Genomic DNA, 24662 nt, shown 5'->3' with positions numbered 1-24662 from the left:
CACAATTGTCTTAAGGTTAAATCTTCACAATAGAACAAATTGTATTCTATCAAACACACCTTTAGAATGCAATATAAATGTAAAGTATTTTTCATTGATGACGTACTCGAATGTTTCTTTCAAGAGATGGAAAGACTACTGTTAATTACTTGGTGGAAGGAGTCTTTTTATGGAGAAACAGAAACTTGATTTAAGCGTTTATCAAATCCGGACAGACCTCGCTGTTGAAACAAAAGAGATACTAGAACAAGAGAACAATCCGAATGTCGTCAAAAAGGACGGGATCCAAGGGATTGTCGAAAAGGAAAAAGAAGAGCAGGGCATCCGCATACGTACTGTGGAAATCACGAAAGAAGGGGAGGAGCTGACCGGCAAAAAGGCAGGGACATACTTGACGTTTGAGGCACAAGGCATTCGGGAGAAAGACTCTGAGATGCAAGAAAAAGTCGTCGAAGTCTTTGCACGTCATTTTGCTCAGTTTTTAAAAGACCGAGGCATTCAGGCTGATGCGAGCTGCCTTGTAGTAGGGCTGGGAAACTGGAATGTCACGCCAGATGCACTAGGTCCTCTCACAGTTGAAAACCTGCTTGTAACCCGCCATCTCTTTGAATTACAGCCGGAAAATGTTCAGGAAGGCTATCGCCCGGTTTCTTCTTTGTCACCTGGTGTGATGGGACTGACCGGTATTGAAACAAGTGACATTATCCAAGGTGTGATTGAGCGGTCTAAGCCTGATTTTGTCATCGCGGTCGATGCCCTTGCTGCTCGTGCGGTGGAACGAGTGAATACAACCATTCAAATTTCTGATACAGGTATCCATCCCGGTTCTGGTGTAGGGAATAAGCGAAAAGAATTAAGCGAAGAAACATTGGGAATTCCAGTGATTGCGATTGGCGTTCCGACAGTGGTGGATGCAGTAACCATTGCAAGTGACACAATTGATTATGTCTTAAAGCATTTTGGTAGAGAACTAAAAGATGATAGACCATCCCGCTCTCTTGTGCCAGCTGGTTTGACATTCGGGAAGAAAAAAGTGCTTAAAGAAGAGGACTTGCCAGATGAAGAAACGCGTCAATCATTCTTAGGCATCGTAGGAACCCTTCCTGAAGAAGAAAAAAGGCAGCTGATCCACGAAGTGCTTGCGCCCCTGGGGCAAAATTTAATGGTCACGCCTAAGGAAGTCGATACATTCATTGATGATATGGCAAACGTACTTGCCAACGGATTAAACACAGCGCTTCATCAAAAAATCACTCAAGATAACATGGGTTCATATAATCATTAATCGGTTCTACTTTCTCTAGCTCGCTCATAGTGTAATTACTAGAAAGCGTGCTGGAGGGAGTAAATCATGAAAAAGAGACCCCGCCGTCCTCGACAGTTGGTCGTTGCGATTAATGGAACGAAAGTAGTAAAAAGTATCTTCTTATTTATTGCCTCTCTTGTTGTGGTGTTTGTAATGACAGGGGCTTTGACCTCTTTAAAACCCGAGCTGAGGCCGCAAGCCTCGTTATATGGTGTAGCAGATGAGCTCTCTGGCGCATTTTTTGCCACATTAATGGGCATGGAAAACCAATATTTCGCCTCAGCAGTTCCAGAAGCTCAAAAAGGATTTCATTTCTCTGGGCTGTCACTGAAGCTTGCAACCAGTATTAATTTAGAAGACCCGCGCAGTTTCCTAGGAAGAGAACTCCCAGGCTTTGAACATTTTGATACAAAAATCATCTTAGCGGGTGAAGGAACAGACTATACCAATATGCCAATGGAATCGCCGCCGCCTAGTGAAGTAATCCAAGATGAAAAAGAAGCAAATCTGGCTGAGCTGGACAAGCTCGATGATGATACGCCGAAAAAGCCTGCCAAAGAACCTGACCGGTCAACAGGAAAACGAAAAGCTGTGTACATTTACCACACACATAATACGGAATCATATTTACCATTTTTAAAAGGAGAAACGAATCCAAATAATGCACGGCACTCAAAAGTGAATGTCACCCTTGTCGGCGACATGTTTGGAAAGGCGCTTGATCAGCAAGGAATCGGCAATACTGTCGACAAAACGGAAATTGAAAAAAGACTGTTAAAAAAAGGATTAAAGTATCCGCAGTCTTATAATGAATCAAGATTGGTCGTGAAAGAAGCCTTAGCGAAAAATGATGACCTCGATTATTTAATTGATATTCACCGGGACTCAAGAAGAAAGAAAGATACGACTGTCGAAATCAAAGGGAAAAAATATGCGAGAATTGCGTTTGTTGTTGGGAAGAAGAATCAAAGCTATGAGAAAAACTTAAAGCTTGCGACAGAGTTCCACCATTTGATGGAGAAAAAATATAAAGGTCTTAGTGTCGGTGTGTTTGCCAAAGGAGAAATTGGCGATAATGGAATCTATAATCAAGATTTATCCGACAAAGCCCTTCTTTTAGAATTTGGTGGAGTAGATAATAATATGGAAGAATTGAGAAATGCATCCAATGCGGCAGCTGATGTATTCAGCGACATTTTCTGGGACGCGGAAAAGGTTGACGGCAAAGCAAAGGATGAGAAAAAACGCTCTTAAGGTGGTGACGGATATGGGCTCATTTATTGGAAAAACCATTATTTTAGGATTGGTCTTGCTGTTTGGTGTCTTTTTAGGAATGCAGCAAGCGAATAATGGCATGCTGCAAATGAAGGGCTACCATGATCCGCAATTAAAAGGAGCTTTCTCCATTCAAATGAACGACAATGAAGAGAAGGAAGCTTCTATCTTAGGAACGGCTGTTACAGAAAAGGATCTTGCCGAAAAACAAAAACAGCTGGAGGAAATAGAGGGCTTTAATGCCTTTTCCAAGGCAGGAAAAGCCCTGTCTGATGGCATGACACATGCAGCCCGTTCTCTTTATGATTGGGTGAATGGGAAATAAACGAATTTCATGAGATATCACCCTTTTGATCAAAGCCGCTGACCAATAAGCGGCTTTTCTTGATTTCGATTGAATCTTTACAGCCCTATTGATATAATCTAACCTAGCGCAACCCGCGTTTTATAGTAGGAGTGATAGATTGTGACAGATAAAGAAAAACGATTAGAGCGGCAATCAAGAATTCGAAATTTCTCCATTATCGCCCATATTGACCATGGGAAATCCACATTGGCGGACCGTATTTTGGAAAAAACAGCGGCGATTACGCAGCGAGAAATGAAAGAACAATTGCTTGATTCCATGGATTTAGAGCGTGAACGCGGCATAACGATTAAATTAAACTCTGTCCAGCTGAAGTATAAGGCGAAGGATGGAGAAGAATATATCATGCACCTGATTGATACACCAGGGCATGTCGACTTCACCTATGAGGTATCTCGAAGCCTAGCTGCCTGTGAGGGTGCGATTCTCGTAGTAGATGCAGCACAAGGAATTGAAGCACAGACACTTGCGAACGTTTATTTAGCTCTTGATAACAACTTAGAAATTCTTCCGATTATCAACAAAATCGATCTGCCAAGTGCAGAGCCTGAGCGTGTAAGAGAAGAAATTGAAGATGTCATCGGGTTGGATGCGTCTGAAGCTGTTCTCACCTCTGCTAAGGCGGGTATTGGAATCGAGGATATTTTAGAACAAATCGTTGAAAAGGTGCCGGCTCCCGCTGGAGATCCAGAAGCACCACTTCAAGCCCTTATTTTTGATTCTCTTTACGATGCGTATCGCGGCGTTATTGCGTACATACGAATTGTCGAAGGAACCGTCAGACCTGGTCAGAAAATTAAAATGATGGCGACGGGGAAAGAATTTGAAGTACTTGAAGTTGGCGTTTTCACACCAAAAGCCATGCCAACAGACGAACTCACCGTTGGAGATGTTGGCTACTTAACCGCTGCGATTAAAAATGTCGGTGATACACGTGTAGGGGATACGATCACAAGCGCGGAAAACCCTGCGAAAGAAGCACTTCCAGGATACAGAAAGCTAAACCCAATGGTATACTGCGGACTTTATCCAATTGATACAGCGAAATACAATGACTTACGTGAAGCGTTAGAAAAGCTTGAATTAAATGATTCTTCACTTCAATATGAGGCAGAGACATCCCAAGCACTTGGCTTCGGTTTCCGCTGCGGCTTCCTTGGAATGCTTCATATGGAAATCATCCAGGAACGGATTGAACGTGAATTTAAAATTGATCTGATTACGACAGCGCCAAGTGTTATTTATGATGTATATATGACAGATGGAGAAAAAATTGTCGTAGATAACCCGTCCAATCTGCCTGATCCGCAAAAGATTGAGCGAATTGAAGAACCGTATGTAAAAGCCACAATGATGGTGCCGAATGATTATGTAGGCTCTGTGATGGAGCTTTGCCAAGGAAAGCGCGGGAATTTCATTGATATGCAGTATCTTGATGCGAACCGCGTGAGCATTGTGTACGAAATTCCTTTGGCAGAGATCGTATACGAATTCTTTGATCAGTTAAAGTCCAACACAAAAGGCTATGCGTCCTTTGATTATGAGCTGATTGGCTATCGTCCTTCGACGCTGGTGAAGATGGATATCATGCTGAATGGCGAAAAAATCGATGCCCTTTCCTTTATTGTTCACCGCGATTATGCATATGAACGAGGCAAGATCATCGTAGAAAAGTTAAAAGAATTGATTCCACGCCAGCACTTTGAAGTACCGGTTCAAGCAGCAATCGGTCAAAAAATCGTTGCTCGTTCCACCATTAAAGCGATGCGTAAAAACGTACTTGCTAAATGTTATGGTGGAGACATTTCCCGGAAAAGAAAGCTTCTTGAGAAGCAAAAAGAAGGGAAAAAGCGCATGAAGCAAGTGGGCTCTGTTGAAGTCCCGCAAGAAGCATTTATGGCTGTGCTGAAGATGGACGACAGCACACCAAAAAAATAACATCCTCAAGGCTACCTGCTTTACAATGTCTGCCTTGACGTTTATAGTCGATAACAAACAAAGACGCCGCAGCGATAAACTGCGGCTCTTTACCTGTAAAGAAGGTGTCATCTAATGAAAGCAGCATACATTCACATTCCATTTTGTGAGCATATTTGCCACTATTGTGATTTCAATAAATTTTTCATCAAAACGCAGCCAGTCGACGAATACTTAGCGGCTCTTGAGAAAGAGATGCAGCACACGATCGAGCAAAAAGGCGAGCAGGAACTAAAGACAATTTTTATTGGCGGGGGAACCCCGACATCACTGACTGTCAGTCAGCTAGACAAGCTCATGAACAGCATTCACAGCGTATTAAAGCCGACAAAAAATCTGATTGAATTTGCAGTAGAAGCAAACCCAGATGAATTATCGCTTGAGAAACTGCATGTGCTTAAAGCAGCCGGCGTGAATCGGCTGAGCTTTGGCGTTCAAACTTTTGAAGACGATTTGCTCAAGAAAATTGGACGAGTTCATCAAAAGAAGGATGTCCTTACATCCTTTGAGCGAGCTAGAGCGGTTGGATTTGATAATATTAGCCTCGATCTCATGTTTGGCTTGCCGCATCAAGAAAAGCATCATGTGATGAATTCACTTGAGACAGCTTTCTCACTGGGGGCAGAGCATTATTCGGTTTACTCACTCATCGTCGAGCCGAAAACCGTTTTTTACAACTTAATGCAAAAAGGAAAACTTCATTTACCGCCGCAAGAACGTGAGGCTGAAATGTATGAGCTTGTGATGGATGAAATGGAGCGCCATGGATTAAAGCAGTACGAAATTAGCAATTACGCCAAACCTGGCTTTGAAAGCCAGCATAACCTGACCTATTGGAGCAATGAAGATTACTTCGGTTTTGGTGCAGGCGCACACGGGTATGTAGATGGCATCCGAAATGTGAACGCAGGGCCGGTGAAACATTATTTGGAGCTGATTGACCAAACAGGGTTCCCGTATAAGGAAACACACCAGGTCACAAAAGCAGAGCAAATAGAAGAAGAAATGTTTTTAGGTCTTCGAAAAATCGAAGGGGTGAAAAGCGCTGATTTCCAAGCAAAATATGGTGCTGCACCAGAAGCACTTTTTTCCACTGTTCTTGAAGATTTAGAAGAAAAAGGCCTCATTGTAAAAGATGACAAGGGGATACGTTTAACAAGAAAAGGAAAATTGTTAGGCAATGAAGTATTTCAAGCGTTTCTCGGTGAGTTATAATTGACATTTTAATTTGAGTTTGGTAATTTTGTTTATACAATTAGCACTCGTTGAAAGAGAGTGCTAACAGGGGTGATGATGATGTTAACAAATCGTCAGCTTTTGATTCTGCAAGTCATCATTAATGACTTTATTCGTTCGGCGCAGCCAGTTGGATCAAGGACTCTTTCTAAAAAAGAAGACATTACATTCAGCTCTGCGACGATTAGAAACGAAATGGCTGATTTGGAGGAACTTGGTTTTATTGAAAAGACCCATTCTTCATCAGGAAGAATTCCTTCCGAAAAAGGATATCGTTATTATGTAGATCATTTGCTCTCTCCGCGAAAACTGTCGTCTAAAGAGCTTGTGCTCATCCAGTCGGCCTTTCAGGAGAAAATTTTTGAGCTGGAAAAGACAGTTCAAAAATCGGCGGAAATCTTATCAGATCTCACAAACTATACATCGATTGTGCTTGGTCCAAAGCTAAGTGAAAATCGATTAAAGCAAATTCAGCTTGTCCCTGTTCAGCCAAACAAAGCAGTGGCGATTATGATTACAGACAGCGGACATGTTGAAAACAAAACCATTACCTTCTCTGAGCATCTCGATGTCTCCGATATTGAGAAGCTGATGAATATTTTAAACAGCCGCCTAGCCGGAGTCCCGATGGATCAGCTGAAGGACAGAATGTATAAAGAAGTTGTGATGCTTCTTCGTACGCATTTAAAAGATTATGATCATATTTTAGATGCGCTCGGCAATACATTTACATCGACTCAAAATGAATCAAAACTTTTCTTTGGCGGGAAGATTAATATGTTGAATCAGCCGGAGTTTCATGACATTGACCGCATCCGTTCACTCATGATGCTTATTGAGCAAAAGAATGATGTCATGCAGCTGTTTCATCCAAATCAGCAAGGAATCACCATTAAAATCGGTTCAGAAAACAATTTGGAAGCGATGGAGAACTGCAGCTTAATCACAGCTACTTATGCGATTGATCAAAAATCACTCGGCTCCATTGCCGTCATTGGTCCAACCCGTATGGATTATGGCAGGGTTGTCAGTCTCTTGCATCATGTATCAAAAGACTTGTCAAACGCACTTTCCAATTTGTATGATGAGTAGGGTGATAAAAGATAGGGGCACAGCCCCTTCGTATTTTTGAATCTTTTGAGGGAGGTGAACACAATGTCAGAAGAAAAACAGACACCTGAGCAAGAAGCACAAGAAGAAGCAGTTCAAGCAGATACTGAGGAAGTAACAAATGATGAACAGTCTGCCTTCCAAGAAAAAATCGATGAATTGCAGCAGCTTCTAGATGAAAAAGAAAACAAAATTCTGCGTGTTCAAGCAGATTTTGAAAACTATAAACGCCGTGCTCGAACTGAAGTGGAGACCGTGCAAAAATATCGTTCTCAACATGTTGTCAGTGATCTTCTCCCAGCTCTTGATAACTTTGAAAGAGCGCTTGGAATTGATCCAGACAATGAGCAGACGAAAAGTTTGTTAGAAGGAATGCAAATGGTTTACCGCCAGCTGGTAGAAGCGTTGAAAAATGAAGGCGTTGAACCAATTGAAGCTGTCGGCAAAGAGTTCGATCCAAACCTTCATCAAGCCGTCATGCAAGTTGAAGATGAAAACTACGATTCAAATATCGTTGTAGAAGAATTGCAAAAGGGCTATAAACTCAAAGACCGAGTTATTCGTCCATCAATGGTAAAAGTAAATCAATAACTACATAATGGGAGGTCATCGAATATGAGTAAAATCATTGGGATTGACTTAGGAACAACAAACTCATGTGTTGCAGTACTTGAAGGCGGCGAGCCAAAAGTCATTGCTAACGCTGAAGGAGCACGTACAACACCATCTGTTGTCGCTTTTAAAAACGGAGAGCGCCAAGTAGGTGAAGTAGCAAAACGTCAATCAATTACAAACCCGAACACGATCATGTCTGTTAAAAGACATATGGGTACTGATTATAAAGTAGAAGTTGAAGGTAAGAACTATACACCGCAGGAAATCTCTGCGATTATTCTTCAGCACCTTAAATCTTACGCTGAAGGCTATCTTGGCGAAGAAGTAACAAAAGCTGTTATCACAGTTCCTGCTTACTTCAACGATGCAGAACGTCAAGCAACGAAAGATGCTGGTAAAATTGCTGGTCTTGAAGTAGAACGTATCATCAACGAACCAACAGCAGCTGCACTTGCGTATGGTTTAGATAAAACAGAAGAAGATCAAACGATTCTTGTATACGACCTTGGCGGCGGTACATTTGACGTATCGATCCTTGAGCTTGGAGACGGCGTCTTTGAAGTGCGCTCAACTGCTGGGGACAACCGTCTAGGTGGAGACGATTTTGACCAAGTCATCATTGATCACCTAGTGGCTGAATTCAAAAAAGAAAATGGCATTGATCTTTCTAAAGATAAAATGGCGCTTCAGCGTTTAAAAGATGCTGCTGAAAAAGCGAAAAAAGATCTTTCTGGTGTATCTTCTACACAAATCTCACTGCCATTTATCACAGCTGGAGAAGCAGGACCTCTTCACCTTGAATTAACGTTAACGCGTGCTAAATTCGAAGAGCTTTCTGCAGATCTTGTAGAGCGTACAATGACACCTGTACGTCAAGCACTGAAAGATGCTGGTTTATCTGCTAGCGAGATTGATAAAGTCATCCTTGTAGGTGGATCAACTCGTATTCCTGCAGTACAAGAAGCAATCAAAAAAGAAACAGGCAAAGAGCCTCATAAAGGTGTAAACCCTGATGAAGTAGTTGCACTTGGTGCAGCCATCCAAGGTGGAGTGATCACAGGAGATGTCAAAGACGTTGTTCTTCTTGACGTAACACCACTTTCTTTAGGAATTGAAACAATGGGCGGCGTATTCACGAAGCTGATTGAACGTAATACAACAATTCCAACAAGTAAATCACAAGTATTCTCAACAGCTGCTGACAATCAAACAGCTGTAGATATCCATGTCCTTCAAGGTGAGCGCCCAATGGCTGCAGATAACAAAACATTAGGCCGCTTCCAATTGACTGATATCCCGCCGGCACCACGCGGCGTACCGCAAATCGAAGTATCTTTTGATATCGATAAAAACGGTATTGTCAACGTACGTGCGAAAGATATGGGTACAGGCAAAGAGCAAAACATCACAATCAAATCTTCTTCAGGTCTTTCTGATGATGAGATCGAAAAAATGGTCAAAGAAGCAGAAGAAAATGCTGAAGCAGATGCGAAGAAAAAAGAAGAAATCGAAGTGCGCAACGAAGCAGATCAATTAGTGTTTACAACTGAAAAAACATTAAAAGATCTAGAAGGCAAAATCGATGAAGAGCAAGTGAAAAAAGCAAATGACGCGAAAGATGCGCTAAAAGCTGCGATCGAAAAAGGCGAGTTTGAAGACATCAAAGCGAAAAAAGATGAGCTGCAAACAATCGTTCAAGAATTAACGACAAAGCTCTATGAAGAAGCTGCAAAACAAGCACAAGCTCAGCAAGAAGGCGCTGAAGGTGCTCAAAAAGCAGATGACAATGTAGTGGATGCAGAATACGAAGAAGTAAACGACGATCAAGAGAAAAAATAATCACCTTTACTTTTGAAAAAGACTGCTGAAACGTACTCGTCAGAAAGTCAAAGTCAGGATCTCTTGGCTTTGACTTTTTTTCTTTTCAACGATGAAAGGAATTGAAAAAGGTTAAATCAAAATGATACAATCGTATTTATGTGAGAAAATCGGGAGTGTGAAGAGATGAGTAAGCGTGATTACTATGAAGTGCTTGGCGTAAGTAAGAGCGCCTCAAAGGACGAAATCAAAAAGGCATACCGCAAGCTTTCAAAAAAGTATCACCCTGATATTAATAAAGAAGCTGGCTCAGATGAGAAATTCAAAGAAGTAAAAGAAGCCTATGAAACCCTTTCTGATGATCAAAAACGTTCGCATTATGACCAGTTCGGTCATACCGATCCAAACCAAGGCTTTGGCGGCGGCGGTTTTGGCGGAGGAGGAGACTTTGGCGGCTTCGGCGGCTTTGATGACATCTTCTCTAGTATTTTTGGCGGCGGAGCCAGAAGAAGAGATCCAAATGCACCGCGCCAAGGAGCGGACCTGCAATATACAATGACGCTTTCGTTTGAAGAAGCGGCATTTGGAAAAGAAGCAACGATTGAAATCCCTCGTGAAGAATCTTGCGAGACATGTCATGGATCAGGTGCAAAGCCTGGTACGCAGGCAAAAACTTGTTCACATTGCGGCGGTTCTGGTCAGTTAAATGTTGAGCAATCTACTCCGTTTGGTAAAGTGGTCAACCGCAGAGTATGTAACTACTGCAGCGGAACAGGGAAACAAATTGATCATAAATGTTCAACATGCGGCGGATCTGGCAAAGTGCGTAAGCGTAAGAAAATTAACGTGACGATCCCTGCAGGTGTTGATGATGGCCAGCAGCTCAGAGTGTCTGGGCAAGGTGAACCAGGCGTAAATGGAGGACCTCCAGGCGATCTATTTGTTGTATTCCATGTGCGTGCGCATGAATTCTTCGAACGTGATGGAGATGACATTTACTGCGAGATGCCGCTTACCTTTGCGCAGGCTGCATTAGGTGACGAAATTGAAGTGCCGACATTACACGGAAAAGTAAAATTAAAAGTTCCTGCTGGCACTCAAACTGGCACGAAGTTTAGACTCAAAGGAAAAGGTGTGAAAAATGTACGCGGCTACGGCCAAGGCGATCAGCATATCGTTGTACGTGTCGTCACACCGACAAATTTAACAGACAATCAAAAAGATATCATTAGAAAATTTGCTGAAGTGAGCGGAAATAAACCAGACGAACAAGAAATGAGCTTTTTCGATAAGGTAAAACGCGCATTTAAAGGCGAGTAAGACGGATAAGGAGTTGGTAGTATTGAAGTGGTCAGAAATTAGCGTCCATACAACAAATGAAGCGGTGGAACCGATCACCAATATTTTGCATGAAGCAGGTGCAAGTGGTGTCGTGATTGAGGACCCGCTTGATTTAGTCAAGGAACGTGAAAATGTATACGGTGAGATCTACCAGCTCGATCCAAATGACTATCCAGATGAAGGTGTCATTGTGAAAGCCTATCTTCCAATGAACAGCTTTTTGATGGAAACGGTAGATGAGATCAAAGAAGCCATCAACAACCTTCTTCTATACGATATTGACCTTGGACGCAATACACTGTCAATTTGTGAAGTAAATGAAGAAGAATGGGCCACCGCATGGAAGAAATACTATCATCCTGTGAAAATCTCTGAAAAATTCACCATCGTTCCAACGTGGGAAGAATATACACCGGTTCATTCTGATGAACTGATTATTGAAATGGACCCTGGAATGGCATTTGGAACAGGTACGCATCCAACAACCGTCCTTTGCATTCAGGCGCTTGAGCGCTACGTGAAGGAAAACGATACGGTGATTGATGTTGGAACAGGCTCTGGAATTTTAAGTGTGGCAGCAGCGATGCTTGGTGCAAAGGACATTCAAGCCTTTGATCTCGACACCGTTGCGGTAGAAAGTGCGAAGCAAAACATCGAATTAAATGGTGTAAGTGACCAAGTGACGGTCAAACAAAACAATTTGCTTGATGGGATTTCAGGTGAGCGTGATGTGATTGTCGCCAACATTCTGGCAGAAGTGATTTTGCGCTTTACAGATCAAGCCTATGACCTATTGAAGAAAGATGGCTATTTCATTACATCAGGCATCATTGGACAAAAGAAATTACAGGTCAAAACAGCATTAGAAGAGGCGGGTTTTGACATTGTTGAAGTGCTGTCAATGGAAGATTGGGTCAGCATTATAGCGAAAAAATAAAGCGAGTAGGTGTCAGGACACGTATGCAACGATATTTTATCGACCTCACGAAAGAAGAAGTGACGTTAAAGGGAGCCATCGTTATAAAAGGTGAAGATGTACATCATCTTTCCAATGTCATGCGGATGAAAGCAGGACAGGAAATCCTTTGTCTAACGACAGACGGCTTTGAAGCGCTCAGTAAAATTGATACAATAACAAAGGAAGAAGTGATTTGTCACCTTGAAAGCTGGACAAATCAAGACAGAGAACTTCCGATTAGGGTGACGATTGCAAGCGGTCTTCCAAAAGGAGATAAGCTTGAGCTCATTATCCAAAAAGGCACAGAGCTTGGCGCAAGTGCTTTTATCCCGTTTCAAGCGGCTCGTTCTATTACAAAGCTTGACCAAAAAAAGTCCCATAAAAAACGAGAGCGCTGGGAGAAAATCGCGAAAGAAGCAGCCGAGCAGTCCTACCGGAATATCATTCCCCGTGTTTATTCAGTATCAACGTTTAAAGAGCTGACGCAATTAGCTGGTGAATTCGATAAATGTGTCGTTGCATACGAAGAATCATCGAAAGAAGGAGAGCAAAGCCGTTTTCAAACTGTGCTTCAACAGATGAAAGGCGGACAAACCTTGCTAGTGGTTTTTGGCCCTGAAGGCGGTTTGGCAGAAAAGGAGATTGAAGAGCTTGAAACGCTTGGTGCAGTCATTTGCGGGCTTGGACCACGCATTTTAAGAACAGAAACTGCTCCTTTATATGCGCTTTCCGCTATATCTTATCAAACAGAGTTATTAAGAGGTGAATCATGATGGGAACAGTAGCGTTCCATACACTTGGCTGTAAGGTCAACCACTATGAGACAGAGGCGATCTGGCAGCTGTTTAAAGAAGCTGGCTATGAAAGAAAAGAGTATGAATCAAAAGCAGACGTATATGTCATTAATACATGTACGGTCACGAATACAGGCGATAAGAAAAGCCGCCAAGTCATTAGGAGAGCCATTCGTCATAACCCGGATGGTGTCATTTGTGTAACAGGCTGCTATGCGCAAACATCACCAGCAGAAATCATGGCGATTCCTGGTGTTGATATTGTGGTTGGAACACAGGACAGACATAAATTACTAGGCTATATTGAAGAATACCGCAGAGAAAGACAGCCGATCAACGGGGTTGGCAATATCATGAAAGCACGTGTGTTTGAAGAACTTGATGTTCCTGCCTTCACAGACAGAACGCGCGCTTCATTAAAAATCCAAGAAGGCTGTAACAATTTCTGTACATTCTGCATTATTCCTTGGGCGCGCGGACTTCTTCGTTCTCGTGATCCAGAAGAGGTCATCAATCAAGCGCAGCAGCTTGTTGATGCGGGCTATAAAGAAATTGTGCTGACAGGTATTCACACAGGCGGATACGGAGAAGACTTAAAGGATTATAACTTTGCAAAGCTTCTGAGAGAATTAGATGAACGTGTTATTGGCTTAAAACGAATCCGTATTTCATCTATTGAAGCAAGTCAAATTACAGATGAAGTGATTGAAGTGCTTGATCAGTCAGATAAAATTGTCAGACACTTACACATCCCGCTTCAATCTGGCTCAAATACTGTGCTGAAAAGAATGCGCCGTAAATATACGATGGAATTCTTTGCAGAGCGTTTAACAAAGCTGAAAAAAGCATTGCCGGGACTTGCTGTCACCTCTGATGTAATCGTTGGATTCCCTGGGGAAACAGAAGAAGAGTTCTTGGAAACGTACAATTTTGTCAAAGATCATCAATTCTCTGAGCTGCACGTCTTCCCTTACAGCAAACGTACAGGTACCCCGGCTGCAAGAATGGAAGATCAAGTGGATGAGAATGTGAAAAACGAACGTGTCCACCGTTTGATCGCTCTTTCTGACCAGCTTGCGAAAGAGTATGCATCAGCATACGAAGGTGATGTGCTAGAGATTATTCCGGAAGAATCCTTCAAAGAACAAGAAGGAAACCACAATCTTTATGTTGGTTATACCGATAACTACATGAAAGTTGTTTTTGAAGGGACAGAGGACATGATCGGCCGTCTGGTCAAAGTGAAAATTACGAAAGCGGGCTATCCTTATAACGAAGGACAATTCGTTCGCATCAGCGATGATGTGCAGCCAGACAAAGTGAGAATGACCTCATAATAGATAAAAAAACCGGCAGCCAAAAGAGCAAGCCGGTTTCTTTTATTTTGACTGATTCGGCATGAGACACAAGATCAATCCGTGAAAAGGGCGAATGAACGGAAAGAAGAGGAGAGAGCTTGCCACATTAAACAGCAGGCTGAAATGCGCAATCTGCTGGGCAGGAGAGCTTGCGAGAAGGGCAACAACCTCTGTGATCAGGGCGAGAAACGGCAGGCATAAAAGAACCCCGAGCACATTAAATACGACGTGTGCATAAGCCGTTTGACGTGCTGCGTAGCCGCCGGATATCGCAGCCATCACAGCCGTAATACATGTCCCAATATTGGACCCCAACACAAAGCTGATGCCTTCCTGAAGTGCCACAGTTCCTTCATTCATAAATCCCATTAAAATACCGATACAGACTGAGCTCGAATGAACAATTGCTGTGAAAATGGTACCCGAAAGCAGCGCTGTCCAGTCTGAATGCTGCATCATTTCAAGAAAACGCAATGTCTCAGGCTGGCTTGTCATCATCCCTGCAATTTTTGAAAAGCCTTGTATGCAAAAAAAGATCATCCCGAGCCCAAATAAACTTTTTCCTGCATGTCTAAAAGATGTCCTGCCAAAAAGAATGCATACAAGACCGGCTATGATCAAAACCCACATGAATACGTCCATTTTAATGGCGATAAATTCTGTCGTAAACGTTGAGCCGATATTGGTTCCAAGAATCATTGGAATCGATTTTTTAAAAGAGAGAATGCCAGTACTGACAAAGCCAATGACGATGACCATAAAAGCAGAACTGCTTTGTAGAACCCCTGTAAACACAATGCTGACCAAGAATGCTTTGACCGGGTGATCTGTAAAGAGAAGAAGTGATTTCTCAATACGAGACGACGCAAGCGCCATTAATCCTTTTCTCAGCAAACCCATTGACCATAAAAAAATGAAAATAAGTGCACAAAAATAAATAATCGCCATCATAGAAAAGTCCTCCTCTTACCAATGAATATATGGACTTGTCTACCTGCTCATGACGAAAATATATTTCCAAATCACTTAGTTGACCTCACACTGGGCTTATATTATAATGTCTAGGTACATGTTTTGCATGTATATCTTTTTTTAATGCAGTCGATTGGTGTATTCGGAGGGAGGGAAAGAGAATGTCAAAAACGGTCGTTAGAAAAAACGAATCGCTTGAAGATGCTCTTCGTCGCTTTAAACGCAGTGTATCCAAAACTGGAACATTGCAAGAAGCAAGAAAGCGTGAATTTTATGAAAAGCCTAGCGTAAAGCGTAAGAAAAAGTCTGAAGCTGCTAGAAAACGTAAATTCTAAAGAGGGTGGATTTTATGAGTCTTCTTGAGCAATTAAATTCTGATATGAAGCTTATGATGAAAAACCGTGAGAAAGACAAGCTTGTTGTCATTCGTATGGTAAAGGCTTCGCTGCAAAATGAAGCAATTAAGCTTAAGAAAGACAGTTTGACCGGCGATGAGGAACTAACCGTCCTTTCCCGCGAGATTAAGCAACGTAAAGACTCCCTCCGTGAATTTTCGAAAGCTAATCGCTTAGATTTAGTAGATAAAGTTCAAAAAGAGATTGACATATTAGACGTTTATTTACCTGAACAGCTTTCTGAAGAAGAACTGCAAACGATCGTGAAAGAAACGGTCGCTGAAACAGGTGCTTCCTCGAAGGCTGACATGGGTAAAGTCATGAGCGCTATTATGCCAAAAGTAAAAGGTAAAGCTGATGGAGCTGTCATTAACAGACTTGTCAGCGAGCAGCTGTCTCAATAAAAAGTATCCTTCTATTGTTAGAAGGATACTTTTTTTATGCCCTCGTGATTCTGTCATATAAAAATGAAACCTATGATACATTTGTAACGTATGTAAAGGAACGGTAAAATGAAGAAAGAGAGGAGGGATCACCAAATAGATGAAAAAAATAAAAATTTCTATTGCTCTCTTCAGTTGTTTTATAATATGCTTGTTATTAGGGGTTCAATTGACCGCGAAATCAGCAGATCAGAAAGTTCATGTTATCCCAATTGAAGATACAGTAGAAAAAGGACTTTCTAAATTCATTGAACGATCGTTTGAGCAGGCAAAGTCGGAACGGGCGAAGCATATTATTCTCGACATCAATACACCGGGTGGTGCAGTTGATGCAGCGCTTAAAATCGCAGATACGATTCGTGCTTCCGATATCCCAGTGACAGCGTTTGTCAATCATAGAGCGCTTTCAGCCGGGGCCTTCATCGCGCTAAATGCCGATCAAATTTATATGACCCCGAATGGAAAAATGGGGGCTGCTGCGATCATTGATGGAGAAGGCAATGCTGCCGATCAAAAATCTGAATCTCTATGGCTTGCTGAAATGAGTGATGCTGCCGAAAAGCAGGGGCGTGATCCAAAGTATGCTCTTGCCATGGCGGATGTAGATATAGACGCAAAAGAAGCCGGTGCACCAAAAGGAGAATTGCTCACCTTCAATACAGACCGTGCGCTTCAATTCGGGTATGCAGAAGGGGAAGCAAAAAATATGGATGACTTGCTTCAGAAGCTGAAATTACAAGACGCTTCTGTTCAATACGATGAAGTGAGCTTTGCTGAAAAGGTTGCGCGTTTTCTTACGCACCCAATTGTCATTCCAATCCTTTTATCCATTGCAAGCTTAGGGTTAGTTGTTGAGCTCTATTCTCCTGGCTTTGGGGTCCCGGGCACAATGGGAGTGACAGCGCTTCTGCTATTCTTTTATGGTCATCTCGTGGCAGGTTTTGCAGGATATGAGACGTTGTTCCTGTTTTTAGCAGGGATTGCACTCATCATTCTGGAATTGTTTTTGCCAGGGGGAATCGTAGGTGTCATTGGACTGATCTGTGTCGTTATCAGCTTATTTTTAGCAGCTGGAAGCTTTACAGAAATGGCGATTTCCATCTTGATTGCCACTGCTGTTTCAACCATAGCAGTTATTTTATTGACAAAGGTGTTGGGGAAACGTATGAAATTCTTTAAAAAGTTCATTTTAACCGATTCAACCAATAAGGAAAGCGGTTATGTCTCAAATGAAACAAGAGAGGATCTTGTTGGACAAATCGCAGTGACAGCCACTGCACTTCGTCCATCTGGTACGATCGTACTCGGAGATGAGCGCATTGATGTGGTGTCAGAAGGTGCATTTATCGATAAAGATGAACAAGTAAAAATTGTGAAAGCGGAAGGCTCACGCATTGTCGTGAGGAAAGTATAGATATACTGATTTTAGAGGAGGAATAAAATGGATCCATCTACTTTACTATTATTTGTGATTATCGCAGCAGGTTTGATTGTTCTATCGATCTTTTTCACTTTTGTACCGGTGATGCTGTGGATTTCTGCCCTAGCGGCTGGCGTAAAAGTGAGCATTTTTACACTTGTCGGAATGAGACTGCGCCGAGTGATTCCAAACCGAGTGGTCAACCCGCTCATCAAAGCACATAAAGCAGGTCTTGATGTGACGATTAACCAGCTGGAGAGCCACTATCTTGCAGGTGGTAACGTGGACCGAGTTGTGAACGCACTAATTGCAGCTCAACGCGCGAATATCGAATTGAACTTTGCTCGCTGTGCAGCCATCGACCTAGCAGGCCGTGATGTACTTGAAGCAGTTCAAATGAGTGTAAACCCTAAAGTCATTGAAACACCATTTATCTCTGGTGTTGCGATGGACGGGATTGAAGTCAAAGCAAAAGCACGTATTACAGTTCGTGCAAACATCGACCGACTTGTCGGTGGTGCAGGGGAAGAAACAATTATTGCCCGTGTAGGTGAAGGGATTGTCTCTACAATCGGTTCATCAGATAATCATAAAAAGGTTCTTGAGAACCCTGATATGATTTCTCAAACGGTTCTTGGTAAAGGATTAGATTCAGGTACTGCATTTGAAATTCTCTCGATTGATATCGCAGATGTTGATATCGGTAAGAACATCGGGGCGATCCTGCAAACAGACCAAGCAGAAGCAGACAAAAACATTGCACAGGCGAAAGCAGAAGAACGCCGCGCAATGGCTGTTGCACAAGAACAAGAGATGCGTGCGAAAGTTGAAGAAATGCGCGCGAAAGTCGTAGAAGCAGAGGCTGAAGTACCACTTGCAATGGCTGAAGCATTACGTGAAGGCAATATTGGTGTCATGGACTACATGAACATTAAGAATATCGATGCTGATACGGATATGAGAGATTCATTTGGCAAAATGACAAAAGGTCCATCTGATAATGAAAACAAATAAGCATCCTCTCACGCTTTAAGGAGGGAGCCCATTGGACATTCTATTTGAAAATCCGCTACTAATTGCGATTATCATCGGTATCATCTCTGCCGTCTTTGGGAAGATCGGCAAACAAGAGGAGAACGAAGAGCAGAATCAGCAAAAGAAGCCCGCTCCTCAGCGTAAGCAGGTGCCCCAAAAGCAAACAAAGCAAACAAGTCCAGATCCAGTCGTGACGGATCAGCTGGACGATTTCGGTGATGTACATGATCATGGCGGGATGAAGAAAAAAACTTCTCCGTCCTTACAAGATCGCTATACGGCTACACTTGCCGAAATGGAAGAAAGAAAAAACGAGCTGAACAAAGAGTTCCAATCGCTTGAAAGAGAGCTGACAAGGCCAAAGGCTGCATCTGCTGAAATGAGGCCAAAATTCATTGAGAAGCTGAACCAAGATACTATTGTTCAAGGAATGATCCTTGGAGAAGTATTTGGAGAGCCGCGCGCGAAAAAGCCGCACAGAACGATGAAACGGCCATATAAAAGATAAAGAAGAAAGCCCCCTTTATGAAAAAGGGGGCTTTTTTTGCCTGATGACATTTTTTCTTAAAGAAAATGCTGAAACAGTTATTTTACGGGATTCATTAGCATGATATGAACCCTTGAGGAATAGGATGATATAGAGGCTTTCTCATCAGTCTCACCATCTTTCAGTTTGATCTCATACACATGAGGTGGGAAGGGGTTCTTATTGAATGGGAAAAAGAAAAAATCGACTTAAAGCATGGCTGACAAGAACACTTGAAATCCCTCCAGACGTGATGATGGATCTTCCCCGTATTACGATGGTTGGCAGACTCCACATTTACATAGAGAACCATAAAGGGCTTTTGCTTTTCAGTGATCAAGAGGTAAGGCTGATGCTCAAACAGGGACAATGCATTATTTCAGGGAAAGATTTTGTGATTAAAACGATTTTGCCAGAAGAGATTTTATTGGAAGGGAAAATCGATGAGGTCCGTTATATTGATTCTTAACTGACGGAGGGGAGAAGCGTGAAGAATAAATGGTTCGCCTATTTTATTGGCAGAGTGGAAGTGGAGATCAAAGGAAATGGCATTGAGCGGCTCATTAATGAGTGCACGAGGCAGGGGATCACAATGTTTCAAGTGAGCCGCCGTCAAGACAGCGTGCGCTTATTTATTCGCTTATCAGATGTACATGCCTTCAGAAAGGTACGCAGACATCATGACGTGACATGTTCATTTCATCAAAAAAAGGGCTTTCCATTTCTACTCCTATGGTCAAGGAAGAATATCGGATTTACCCTTGGGATTGTATGCTTTCTAGTGACGATATTGGCGCTTTCAAACATGGTATGGAAAATCGATATTAAAGGAGCCAATCCAGAAACTGAACATCAAATGAGAAAGCATTTAGACGACATTGGGGTGCAAAAAGGACGTTTTCAGTTTCTAATGGGAACACCTGAAAAAATTCAAAAATCCCTGACAACCAATATTCAAAGCATCACATGGGTCGGCGTAGAACTAAACGGCACAACCTTTCAAATGAAAGTTGTGGAAAAAAATGAACCTGAAAAAGAAAAATACACGAGTCCTCAGCATATCGTCGCCAAGAAAAAGGCTGTCATCACGAGAATGTATGTAGAAAAAGGGGAGCCGCTTGCCGCGGTTGATGAACATGTAAAGAAAGGACAGATGCTTGTCTCTGGACTCATTGGCAGCGAAGATCAGCAAAAAACGGTAGGAGCCAAAGCGAAAATCTATGGTGAAACGTGGTATCGTTCAGAAGTTTCTGTCCCTCTTCGAACATCTTTTGACGTCTTTACGGGTAAAATGAAGACAAAGCACAAGCTCTCCGCATTTGGAGGCTCACTGCCATTTTGGGGCTTTTCTTTTAAAAAGGATGATTTTAAGCAGCCAAAAACAGAAACAGAAGTTCATCCGCTTCATTTCTTAAACATTCAGCTCCCATTCTCTTATGAAAAGGAAATTACACGCGAAAGTGAGAAAATAAATCGCGAATACACAAATAAAGAAGCGGTTCAAGCAGGGATTAAAATGGGTAAAAAAGAATTAGAAGAGAAGCTAGGTCAAACAGGAGAGGTGAAAAGTGAAAAAGTTTTGCACGAGACAACAGGGAATGGTAAAGTTAAGTTAATCATCCTTTACCAAGTAATAGAAGATATTGTTCAACCAACACCTATTGTTCAGGGAGACTAGAGAATGACAGAACATTTACTTGAGATTCAACAAAAATTGGATAGCCCAAACGAAGCGATTGCTTTATTTGGCAATCAAGATGCTTATCTGAAACTAATGGAAAACGAGCTGAACGTCTCCATTATTACGCGTGGAGAAAAAGTGTATGTTTCTGGTGAGGAAGCATCGAGAGATACAGTAAGCCGTTTGATCACATCTCTTTTACATCTCATCCGTAAAGGAATTGAGATATCTGAACGGGATGTCGTCTATGCCATTAAAATGGCGCAAAAAAACAAGCTGAATTATTTTGAAAATATGTATGAAGATGAAATTACGAAAAATGCCAAAGGAAAGTCGATCAGGGTGAAAACAATCGGCCAGCGTGAATATGCTGCGGCGATGAAAAAAGATGACCTGGTCTTTGGAATTGGACCTGCTGGTACAGGGAAGACGTATTTGGCAGTCGTCAATGCGGTCCATTCGCTGAAAAATGGACATGTGAAACGGATAATCCTGACAAGACCAGCTGTTGAAGCAGGAGAGAGTCTTGGCTTTTTACCAGGCGATCTAAAGGAAAAAGTAGATCCTTATTTAAGACCACTATATGATGCCCTGCATGATGTGCTTGGCAGTGATCATACGGAACGACTGATCGAGCGCGGCGTGATTGAAATAGCGCCCCTTGCCTATATGAGAGGTCGGACGCTTGATGATGCATTTGTGATTTTAGATGAAGCGCAGAATACAACACCTGCCCAAATGAAAATGTTTTTGACGAGACTTGGGTTTGGCTCTAAAATGGTCATTACAGGAGATATTACACAGATTGATCTGCCAAAGGGCATGCAGTCAGGTCTTGCAGCTGCAAAGGACATGCTTGCAGAGATCAGGGGCATCTCATTTATTGAATTAGACCAGACAGATGTGGTCAGACACCCGCTTGTGGCGAAGATCATTGGCGCATACGAAAAGCAAAAATGAACTGAGTGACCCGATCGTCTTCATCGGGTCATTTTGTTTCGATCGTGGTTTAAAGTAAAAAAGGAGGTACTTTCCTTGAGAAAGAATCAAAAAGGCAGTAAGCGCAAAAGACTGCTGTCTAAAAAAGAACCTCAGAAAATGGAGCGCTCACGTTATTTAAATGTTTTGCTGTACGCTGGTTTAGCAGCCATTTTATTCGTGGTGCTCTTCTTCCATGTAAAGCCTGAATCGCTCGACTTAGATTTATTTTCAGTGAGCGAACAGACCATCTATTCTCCGTCAACCGTTGATGATCAAGAAGCGACAGAAGAAAAGAAACAAGAAGCAACAGATCAGGTAGAAGATCAATATACGCTCAAAAAAGCGTATTCTGATAATCGCGTAGACCTCATCTCATCCCTCTTTGAAGCCATTAAAGAAGAGAAGAAAGCAGCTGATGATAAAGAGAACGCGCCATCAGATCAAGAAATGGTCAAGCGTGTCAAAGAAAAGCTCACAACAGATATGCAGGAAGCTGTTTCGGATCAATCCATCAAAGCACTGCTCCAAGCAAGTGATGAAAATCTCTCATTTACTAAGGATTCCATCATTACAGTGGTGAATTCACTGATGAGTAAAGAAATCACAGCAGCGAAATTACAAGATGAGAAAAAACAAGTCAAAACAGAGCTTAAAAACAATTCGATTCCATCAAAATACTTAAATGCGGCGAAAGAAATCGGTGAATTTGCGATCATTCCAAACTATGTATTTGACCCAGTGGCAACAGAGAAGAAAAGACAGGAAGCGGCTGACAATATTCAGCCTGTGCAAATTAAGCAGGGGCAAATCTTAGTTGAAGAAGGAGAGCTCATTGACCGGGAAGTTTATCGCAAATTAGAACTCACGGGTCTGTTAAACAGCTCAAATTTATTTAAGCCTGTAAGTGGTCTTCTCATATTAATTGGACTTTTCTTAGCAGCGATTGTTCATTCCCTTGAATCGAGGAAAAAATCGCTTGTCCATAAGAATAAGTCGTTACTGCTTTACTCGCTTATTTTCACGATTATATTAATTATCATGGAAGTGTTCAGCCTCTTCCAGGAAACGAAGTATACGACGATAGGCTATGTCGTGCCAGTGGCACTTGGCACGATGCTGATCAAGCTGCTTATTAATGAGCGGCTGGCGATCTTCTCCGGTCTTGTATTTGCTCTTTGCGGCAGTATGATGTTTAATCAAGGAGTAACCGGCGTCTTTAACTATGTGATCTGCGCTTATTATCTGATGAGCGGGATGGCGGGTATTTTATTTTTAAGAAAACATAATGCAAGATCAAAAATATTGCAGGCTGGGCTTTTGGTTGCTTTGGTGAATGTACTTGTGGTTTTATCCATTACACTCATCCAAAATTCTTCACCATCAGGGCTTGAAATCGGTGTGAACCTCATGATGGCGATTGTGTCAGGGTTTGCATCATCTATCTTGGTCATTGGGTTAATGCCTGTTTTTGAGAGCATGTTTGGTATTCTTTCCACAATGAAACTGATTGAATTATCCAATCCAAATCATCCGCTGCTCAAAAAGATTTTAACCGAGACACCAGGTACATATCATCATAGTGTTATGGTGGCGAATTTAGCGGATGCTGCATGTGAAGCAGTCGGCGCAAATGGTCTTTTAGCAAGGGTCGGTGCTTATTATCATGACATTGGGAAAACGAAAAGACCGCAGTACTTTATCGAAAACCAAATGAACATTGATAATCCGCATGACAAGCTTTCTCCTCAGCTGAGTAAAAATATTATTATTGCCCATACGACAGATGGCGCTGATATGCTGAGAGAAAAGAAGTTTCCTGAAGAACTTGTCGACATTGCCGAACAGCATCACGGGAAGTCTCTTTTAAAGTTCTTTTACTATAAGGCGAAAGAGCGTGATGATCAGGTGACAGAAGAAGAATTCCGTTACCCTGGTCCAAAGCCGCAATCAAAAGAAGCAGCGATTATTTCTGTGGCTGACAGCGTTGAAGCGGCGGTTCGTTCGATGCATAATCCAAATCCAGAGCGGATTGAAAAGCTTGTCAAAGGCATTATTTCAGATAAAATGCAGGACGGGCAATTTAGTGAATGTGACCTCACATTTAAAGAATTAAATATTATCAGCCAAACGATTTGTACAACATTAAAGGGGATTTTCCATTCTCGGATTGAATATCCAGATGCCCCGAAGCAGAAGGTGAAGTAAATGACATTGTTAATCGATTTAATAGATGAAACAGGACAAGTATCAAAAGAGCAGCTTGAAGAAGTGGAAAAGCTTCTTCAGTTTGCTGCAGACGAACTTGAGGTCAAGGATCAAGCGGAAGTATCAGTGACGATCGTTTCGAATGAAGAGATTCATCAAATCAATAAAGAATACCGCGGAAAAGACGCACCAACAGATGTGATCTCCTTTGCACTTGAGGAAGAAGGAGAAGGGGAGATTGAAATCATTGGAGCAGATGATATCCCGCCTGTACTTGGTGACATTATCATTAGTGTGGATCGAACGAAAGAGCAGGCAGAGGAATATGGACATTCCTTTATGAGAGAGCTTGGATTCTTAACGATTCATGGCTTCCTCCATTTGCTCGGGTACGATCATATGACAGAGGAAGATGAAAAAGAAATGTTCGCCAAACAGACAAAAATCCTGGATGATTATGGCCTTTCGAGATCATCGTAAGAAAAGAAGGCCGCTCGCCCGTTTTTTTCGGAGTTTTTACTATGCATTTAGAGGAATATGGCGAACTTTCTTGAATGAACGGAATTTTCGATTTCACACAGTCGCAGCCATCATCGTGGTGATCTGCGGCTTTTGGTTCCGCATAGACCCATTTGAATGGCTGATCGTTCTTCTTCTTTGCGGGGGGATGTTTGCACTTGAGCTTGTCAATACAGCCATTGAACATACAGTGGATCTGATGACAGAAGAAAGGCACCCGCTTGCAGAGAGAGCGAAGGACGCTGCGGCAGGCGCTGTTTGCGTTTACGCCGCGATTTCGGTTATGATTGGGTTGATCATCTTCTTACCGAAGATCATGCAATAGAACAA

General features: G+C 42.2%; 24 protein-coding genes. 23 read left to right on the top strand and 1 reads right to left on the bottom strand.

What is annotated here, in order from left to right:
- The first annotated feature begins 169 nt into the window (after positions 1-169).
- The 12 genes from gpr (at position 170) to mtaB (ending at position 14134) form a co-directional block, all read left to right on the top strand.
- A complete protein-coding gene (gene gpr, locus AAYR28_RS11800) occupies positions 170-1285 on the top strand; it encodes a GPR endopeptidase (RefSeq protein WP_120208231.1) in 1116 nt (371 codons plus the stop codon).
- Between the two features lie 66 nt (positions 1286-1351).
- Positions 1352-2560: a stage II sporulation protein P gene (locus AAYR28_RS11795; protein WP_120208229.1), complete on the top strand. Its 1209-nt coding sequence runs from the start codon at positions 1352-1354 to the stop codon at positions 2558-2560.
- A 13-nt stretch (positions 2561-2573) separates the two neighbouring features.
- On the top strand, positions 2574-2906 hold the full coding sequence (locus AAYR28_RS11790; RefSeq protein WP_024423039.1) for a YqxA family protein: 333 nt from the start codon (positions 2574-2576) through the stop codon (positions 2904-2906).
- 141 nt (positions 2907-3047) lie between these two features.
- Positions 3048-4886 (top strand): translation elongation factor 4, encoded by a 1839-nt coding sequence (lepA, locus tag AAYR28_RS11785; RefSeq protein ID WP_024423038.1) that lies wholly within the window; start codon positions 3048-3050, stop codon positions 4884-4886.
- A gap of 114 nt (positions 4887-5000) precedes the next feature.
- Positions 5001-6140, top strand: a complete 1140-nt coding sequence (hemW, locus tag AAYR28_RS11780; protein WP_024423037.1) for a radical SAM family heme chaperone HemW — start codon at positions 5001-5003, stop codon at positions 6138-6140.
- 81 nt (positions 6141-6221) lie between these two features.
- Positions 6222-7253 carry a heat-inducible transcriptional repressor HrcA gene (hrcA, locus tag AAYR28_RS11775; protein WP_120208227.1) on the top strand — a complete coding sequence of 344 codons (1032 nt, stop codon included), beginning with the start codon at positions 6222-6224 and terminating at the stop codon, positions 7251-7253.
- A gap of 63 nt (positions 7254-7316) precedes the next feature.
- Positions 7317-7862 carry a nucleotide exchange factor GrpE gene (gene grpE, locus AAYR28_RS11770; RefSeq protein ID WP_120208225.1) on the top strand — a complete coding sequence of 182 codons (546 nt, stop codon included), beginning with the start codon at positions 7317-7319 and terminating at the stop codon, positions 7860-7862.
- Positions 7863-7886: 24 nt separating this feature from the next.
- On the top strand, positions 7887-9725 hold the full coding sequence (gene dnaK / locus AAYR28_RS11765; RefSeq protein ID WP_024423034.1) for a molecular chaperone DnaK: 1839 nt from the start codon (positions 7887-7889) through the stop codon (positions 9723-9725).
- Between the two features lie 165 nt (positions 9726-9890).
- A complete protein-coding gene (dnaJ, locus tag AAYR28_RS11760; protein WP_024427952.1) occupies positions 9891-11024 on the top strand; it encodes a molecular chaperone DnaJ in 1134 nt (377 codons plus the stop codon).
- Between the two features lie 22 nt (positions 11025-11046).
- Positions 11047-11982 carry a 50S ribosomal protein L11 methyltransferase gene (prmA, locus tag AAYR28_RS11755; protein WP_024423032.1) on the top strand — a complete coding sequence of 312 codons (936 nt, stop codon included), beginning with the start codon at positions 11047-11049 and terminating at the stop codon, positions 11980-11982.
- 23 nt (positions 11983-12005) lie between these two features.
- A complete protein-coding gene (locus AAYR28_RS11750) occupies positions 12006-12776 on the top strand; it encodes a 16S rRNA (uracil(1498)-N(3))-methyltransferase (protein ID WP_024427953.1) in 771 nt (256 codons plus the stop codon).
- The gene (gene mtaB / locus AAYR28_RS11745; RefSeq protein ID WP_024423030.1) at positions 12776-14134 is read left to right on the top strand and encodes a tRNA (N(6)-L-threonylcarbamoyladenosine(37)-C(2))-methylthiotransferase MtaB; all 1359 of its coding nucleotides are present in this window, start codon (positions 12776-12778) and stop codon (positions 14132-14134) included. The genes AAYR28_RS11750 and mtaB overlap by 1 nt, the downstream gene beginning before the upstream one ends.
- Positions 14135-14176: 42 nt before the next feature.
- Here the strand turns inward: mtaB and AAYR28_RS11740 are convergent, their stop codons facing one another.
- Positions 14177-15106, bottom strand: a complete 930-nt coding sequence (locus AAYR28_RS11740) for a Na/Pi symporter (protein ID WP_065214622.1) — start codon at positions 15104-15106, stop codon at positions 14177-14179.
- Between the two features lie 182 nt (positions 15107-15288).
- Here AAYR28_RS11740 and rpsU point away from each other — a divergent pair, with 182 nt between their 5' ends.
- The 11 genes from rpsU to AAYR28_RS11685 all read left to right on the top strand — a co-directional run bounded on the left by rpsU (position 15289) and on the right by AAYR28_RS11685 (position 24657).
- Entirely contained in the window at positions 15289-15462 is a 174-nt protein-coding gene (gene rpsU / locus AAYR28_RS11735) for a 30S ribosomal protein S21 (RefSeq protein WP_003152957.1), read from the top strand.
- 14 nt (positions 15463-15476) lie between these two features.
- Positions 15477-15926, top strand: coding sequence for a GatB/YqeY domain-containing protein (locus tag AAYR28_RS11730; RefSeq protein WP_034280115.1), 450 nt, complete (start codon positions 15477-15479; stop codon positions 15924-15926).
- 139 nt (positions 15927-16065) lie between these two features.
- Entirely contained in the window at positions 16066-17379 is a 1314-nt protein-coding gene (locus AAYR28_RS11725) for an NfeD family protein (protein ID WP_120208223.1), read from the top strand.
- Positions 17380-17406: 27 nt separating this feature from the next.
- On the top strand, positions 17407-18399 hold the full coding sequence (gene floA, locus AAYR28_RS11720; RefSeq protein ID WP_024423026.1) for a flotillin-like protein FloA: 993 nt from the start codon (positions 17407-17409) through the stop codon (positions 18397-18399).
- A 31-nt stretch (positions 18400-18430) separates the two neighbouring features.
- The gene (locus tag AAYR28_RS11715; protein ID WP_070326493.1) at positions 18431-18928 is read left to right on the top strand and encodes a hypothetical protein; all 498 of its coding nucleotides are present in this window, start codon (positions 18431-18433) and stop codon (positions 18926-18928) included.
- A gap of 205 nt (positions 18929-19133) precedes the next feature.
- Positions 19134-19415, top strand: a complete 282-nt coding sequence (gene yqfC, locus AAYR28_RS11710) for a sporulation protein YqfC (RefSeq protein ID WP_012010618.1) — start codon at positions 19134-19136, stop codon at positions 19413-19415.
- 18 nt (positions 19416-19433) lie between these two features.
- Entirely contained in the window at positions 19434-20624 is a 1191-nt protein-coding gene (gene yqfD / locus AAYR28_RS11705) for a sporulation protein YqfD (RefSeq protein WP_034280120.1), read from the top strand.
- Positions 20625-20627: 3 nt separating this feature from the next.
- Positions 20628-21587: a PhoH family protein gene (locus AAYR28_RS11700; protein ID WP_046311804.1), complete on the top strand. Its 960-nt coding sequence runs from the start codon at positions 20628-20630 to the stop codon at positions 21585-21587.
- 114 nt (positions 21588-21701) lie between these two features.
- Positions 21702-23813, top strand: a complete 2112-nt coding sequence (locus tag AAYR28_RS11695) for an HD family phosphohydrolase (RefSeq protein ID WP_369810472.1) — start codon at positions 21702-21704, stop codon at positions 23811-23813.
- Entirely contained in the window at positions 23814-24293 is a 480-nt protein-coding gene (ybeY, locus tag AAYR28_RS11690; RefSeq protein ID WP_024423021.1) for an rRNA maturation RNase YbeY, read from the top strand.
- Positions 24271-24657 (top strand): diacylglycerol kinase family protein, encoded by a 387-nt coding sequence (locus tag AAYR28_RS11685; protein WP_024423020.1) that lies wholly within the window; start codon positions 24271-24273, stop codon positions 24655-24657. Before ybeY ends, AAYR28_RS11685 begins: the two co-directional genes overlap by 23 nt.
- The last annotated feature ends 5 nt before the right edge of the window (positions 24658-24662 follow it).

The sequence above is a fragment of the Bacillus safensis genome (assembly GCF_039619585.1).
GTDB classification, from domain to species: Bacteria; Bacillota; Bacilli; order Bacillales; family Bacillaceae; genus Bacillus; species Bacillus safensis.
The sequence above is the reverse complement of the archived record's forward strand: the minus strand, read 5'-3'. Positions and strand labels throughout refer to the sequence as shown.

Coding starts and splice junctions, on each gene's coding strand:
- gpr (WP_120208231.1), top strand. CDS start 170: ATGGAGAAACAGAAACTTGATTTAAGCGTTTATCAAATCCGGACAGAC.
- AAYR28_RS11795 (WP_120208229.1), top strand. CDS start 1,352: ATGAAAAAGAGACCCCGCCGTCCTCGACAGTTGGTCGTTGCGATTAAT.
- AAYR28_RS11790 (WP_024423039.1), top strand. CDS start 2,574: ATGGGCTCATTTATTGGAAAAACCATTATTTTAGGATTGGTCTTGCTG.
- hemW (WP_024423037.1), top strand. CDS start 5,001: ATGAAAGCAGCATACATTCACATTCCATTTTGTGAGCATATTTGCCAC.
- hrcA (WP_120208227.1), top strand. CDS start 6,222: ATGTTAACAAATCGTCAGCTTTTGATTCTGCAAGTCATCATTAATGAC.
- grpE (WP_120208225.1), top strand. CDS start 7,317: ATGTCAGAAGAAAAACAGACACCTGAGCAAGAAGCACAAGAAGAAGCA.
- dnaK (WP_024423034.1), top strand. CDS start 7,887: ATGAGTAAAATCATTGGGATTGACTTAGGAACAACAAACTCATGTGTT.
- dnaJ (WP_024427952.1), top strand. CDS start 9,891: ATGAGTAAGCGTGATTACTATGAAGTGCTTGGCGTAAGTAAGAGCGCC.
- AAYR28_RS11750 (WP_024427953.1), top strand. CDS start 12,006: ATGCAACGATATTTTATCGACCTCACGAAAGAAGAAGTGACGTTAAAG.
- mtaB (WP_024423030.1), top strand. CDS start 12,776: ATGGGAACAGTAGCGTTCCATACACTTGGCTGTAAGGTCAACCACTAT.
- AAYR28_RS11740 (WP_065214622.1), bottom strand. CDS start 15,106: ATGATGGCGATTATTTATTTTTGTGCACTTATTTTCATTTTTTTATGG.
- rpsU (WP_003152957.1), top strand. CDS start 15,289: ATGTCAAAAACGGTCGTTAGAAAAAACGAATCGCTTGAAGATGCTCTT.
- AAYR28_RS11730 (WP_034280115.1), top strand. CDS start 15,477: ATGAGTCTTCTTGAGCAATTAAATTCTGATATGAAGCTTATGATGAAA.
- AAYR28_RS11725 (WP_120208223.1), top strand. CDS start 16,066: ATGAAAAAAATAAAAATTTCTATTGCTCTCTTCAGTTGTTTTATAATA.
- floA (WP_024423026.1), top strand. CDS start 17,407: ATGGATCCATCTACTTTACTATTATTTGTGATTATCGCAGCAGGTTTG.
- yqfC (WP_012010618.1), top strand. CDS start 19,134: ATGGGAAAAAGAAAAAATCGACTTAAAGCATGGCTGACAAGAACACTT.
- AAYR28_RS11700 (WP_046311804.1), top strand. CDS start 20,628: ATGACAGAACATTTACTTGAGATTCAACAAAAATTGGATAGCCCAAAC.
- ybeY (WP_024423021.1), top strand. CDS start 23,814: ATGACATTGTTAATCGATTTAATAGATGAAACAGGACAAGTATCAAAA.
- AAYR28_RS11685 (WP_024423020.1), top strand. CDS start 24,271: ATGGCCTTTCGAGATCATCGTAAGAAAAGAAGGCCGCTCGCCCGTTTT.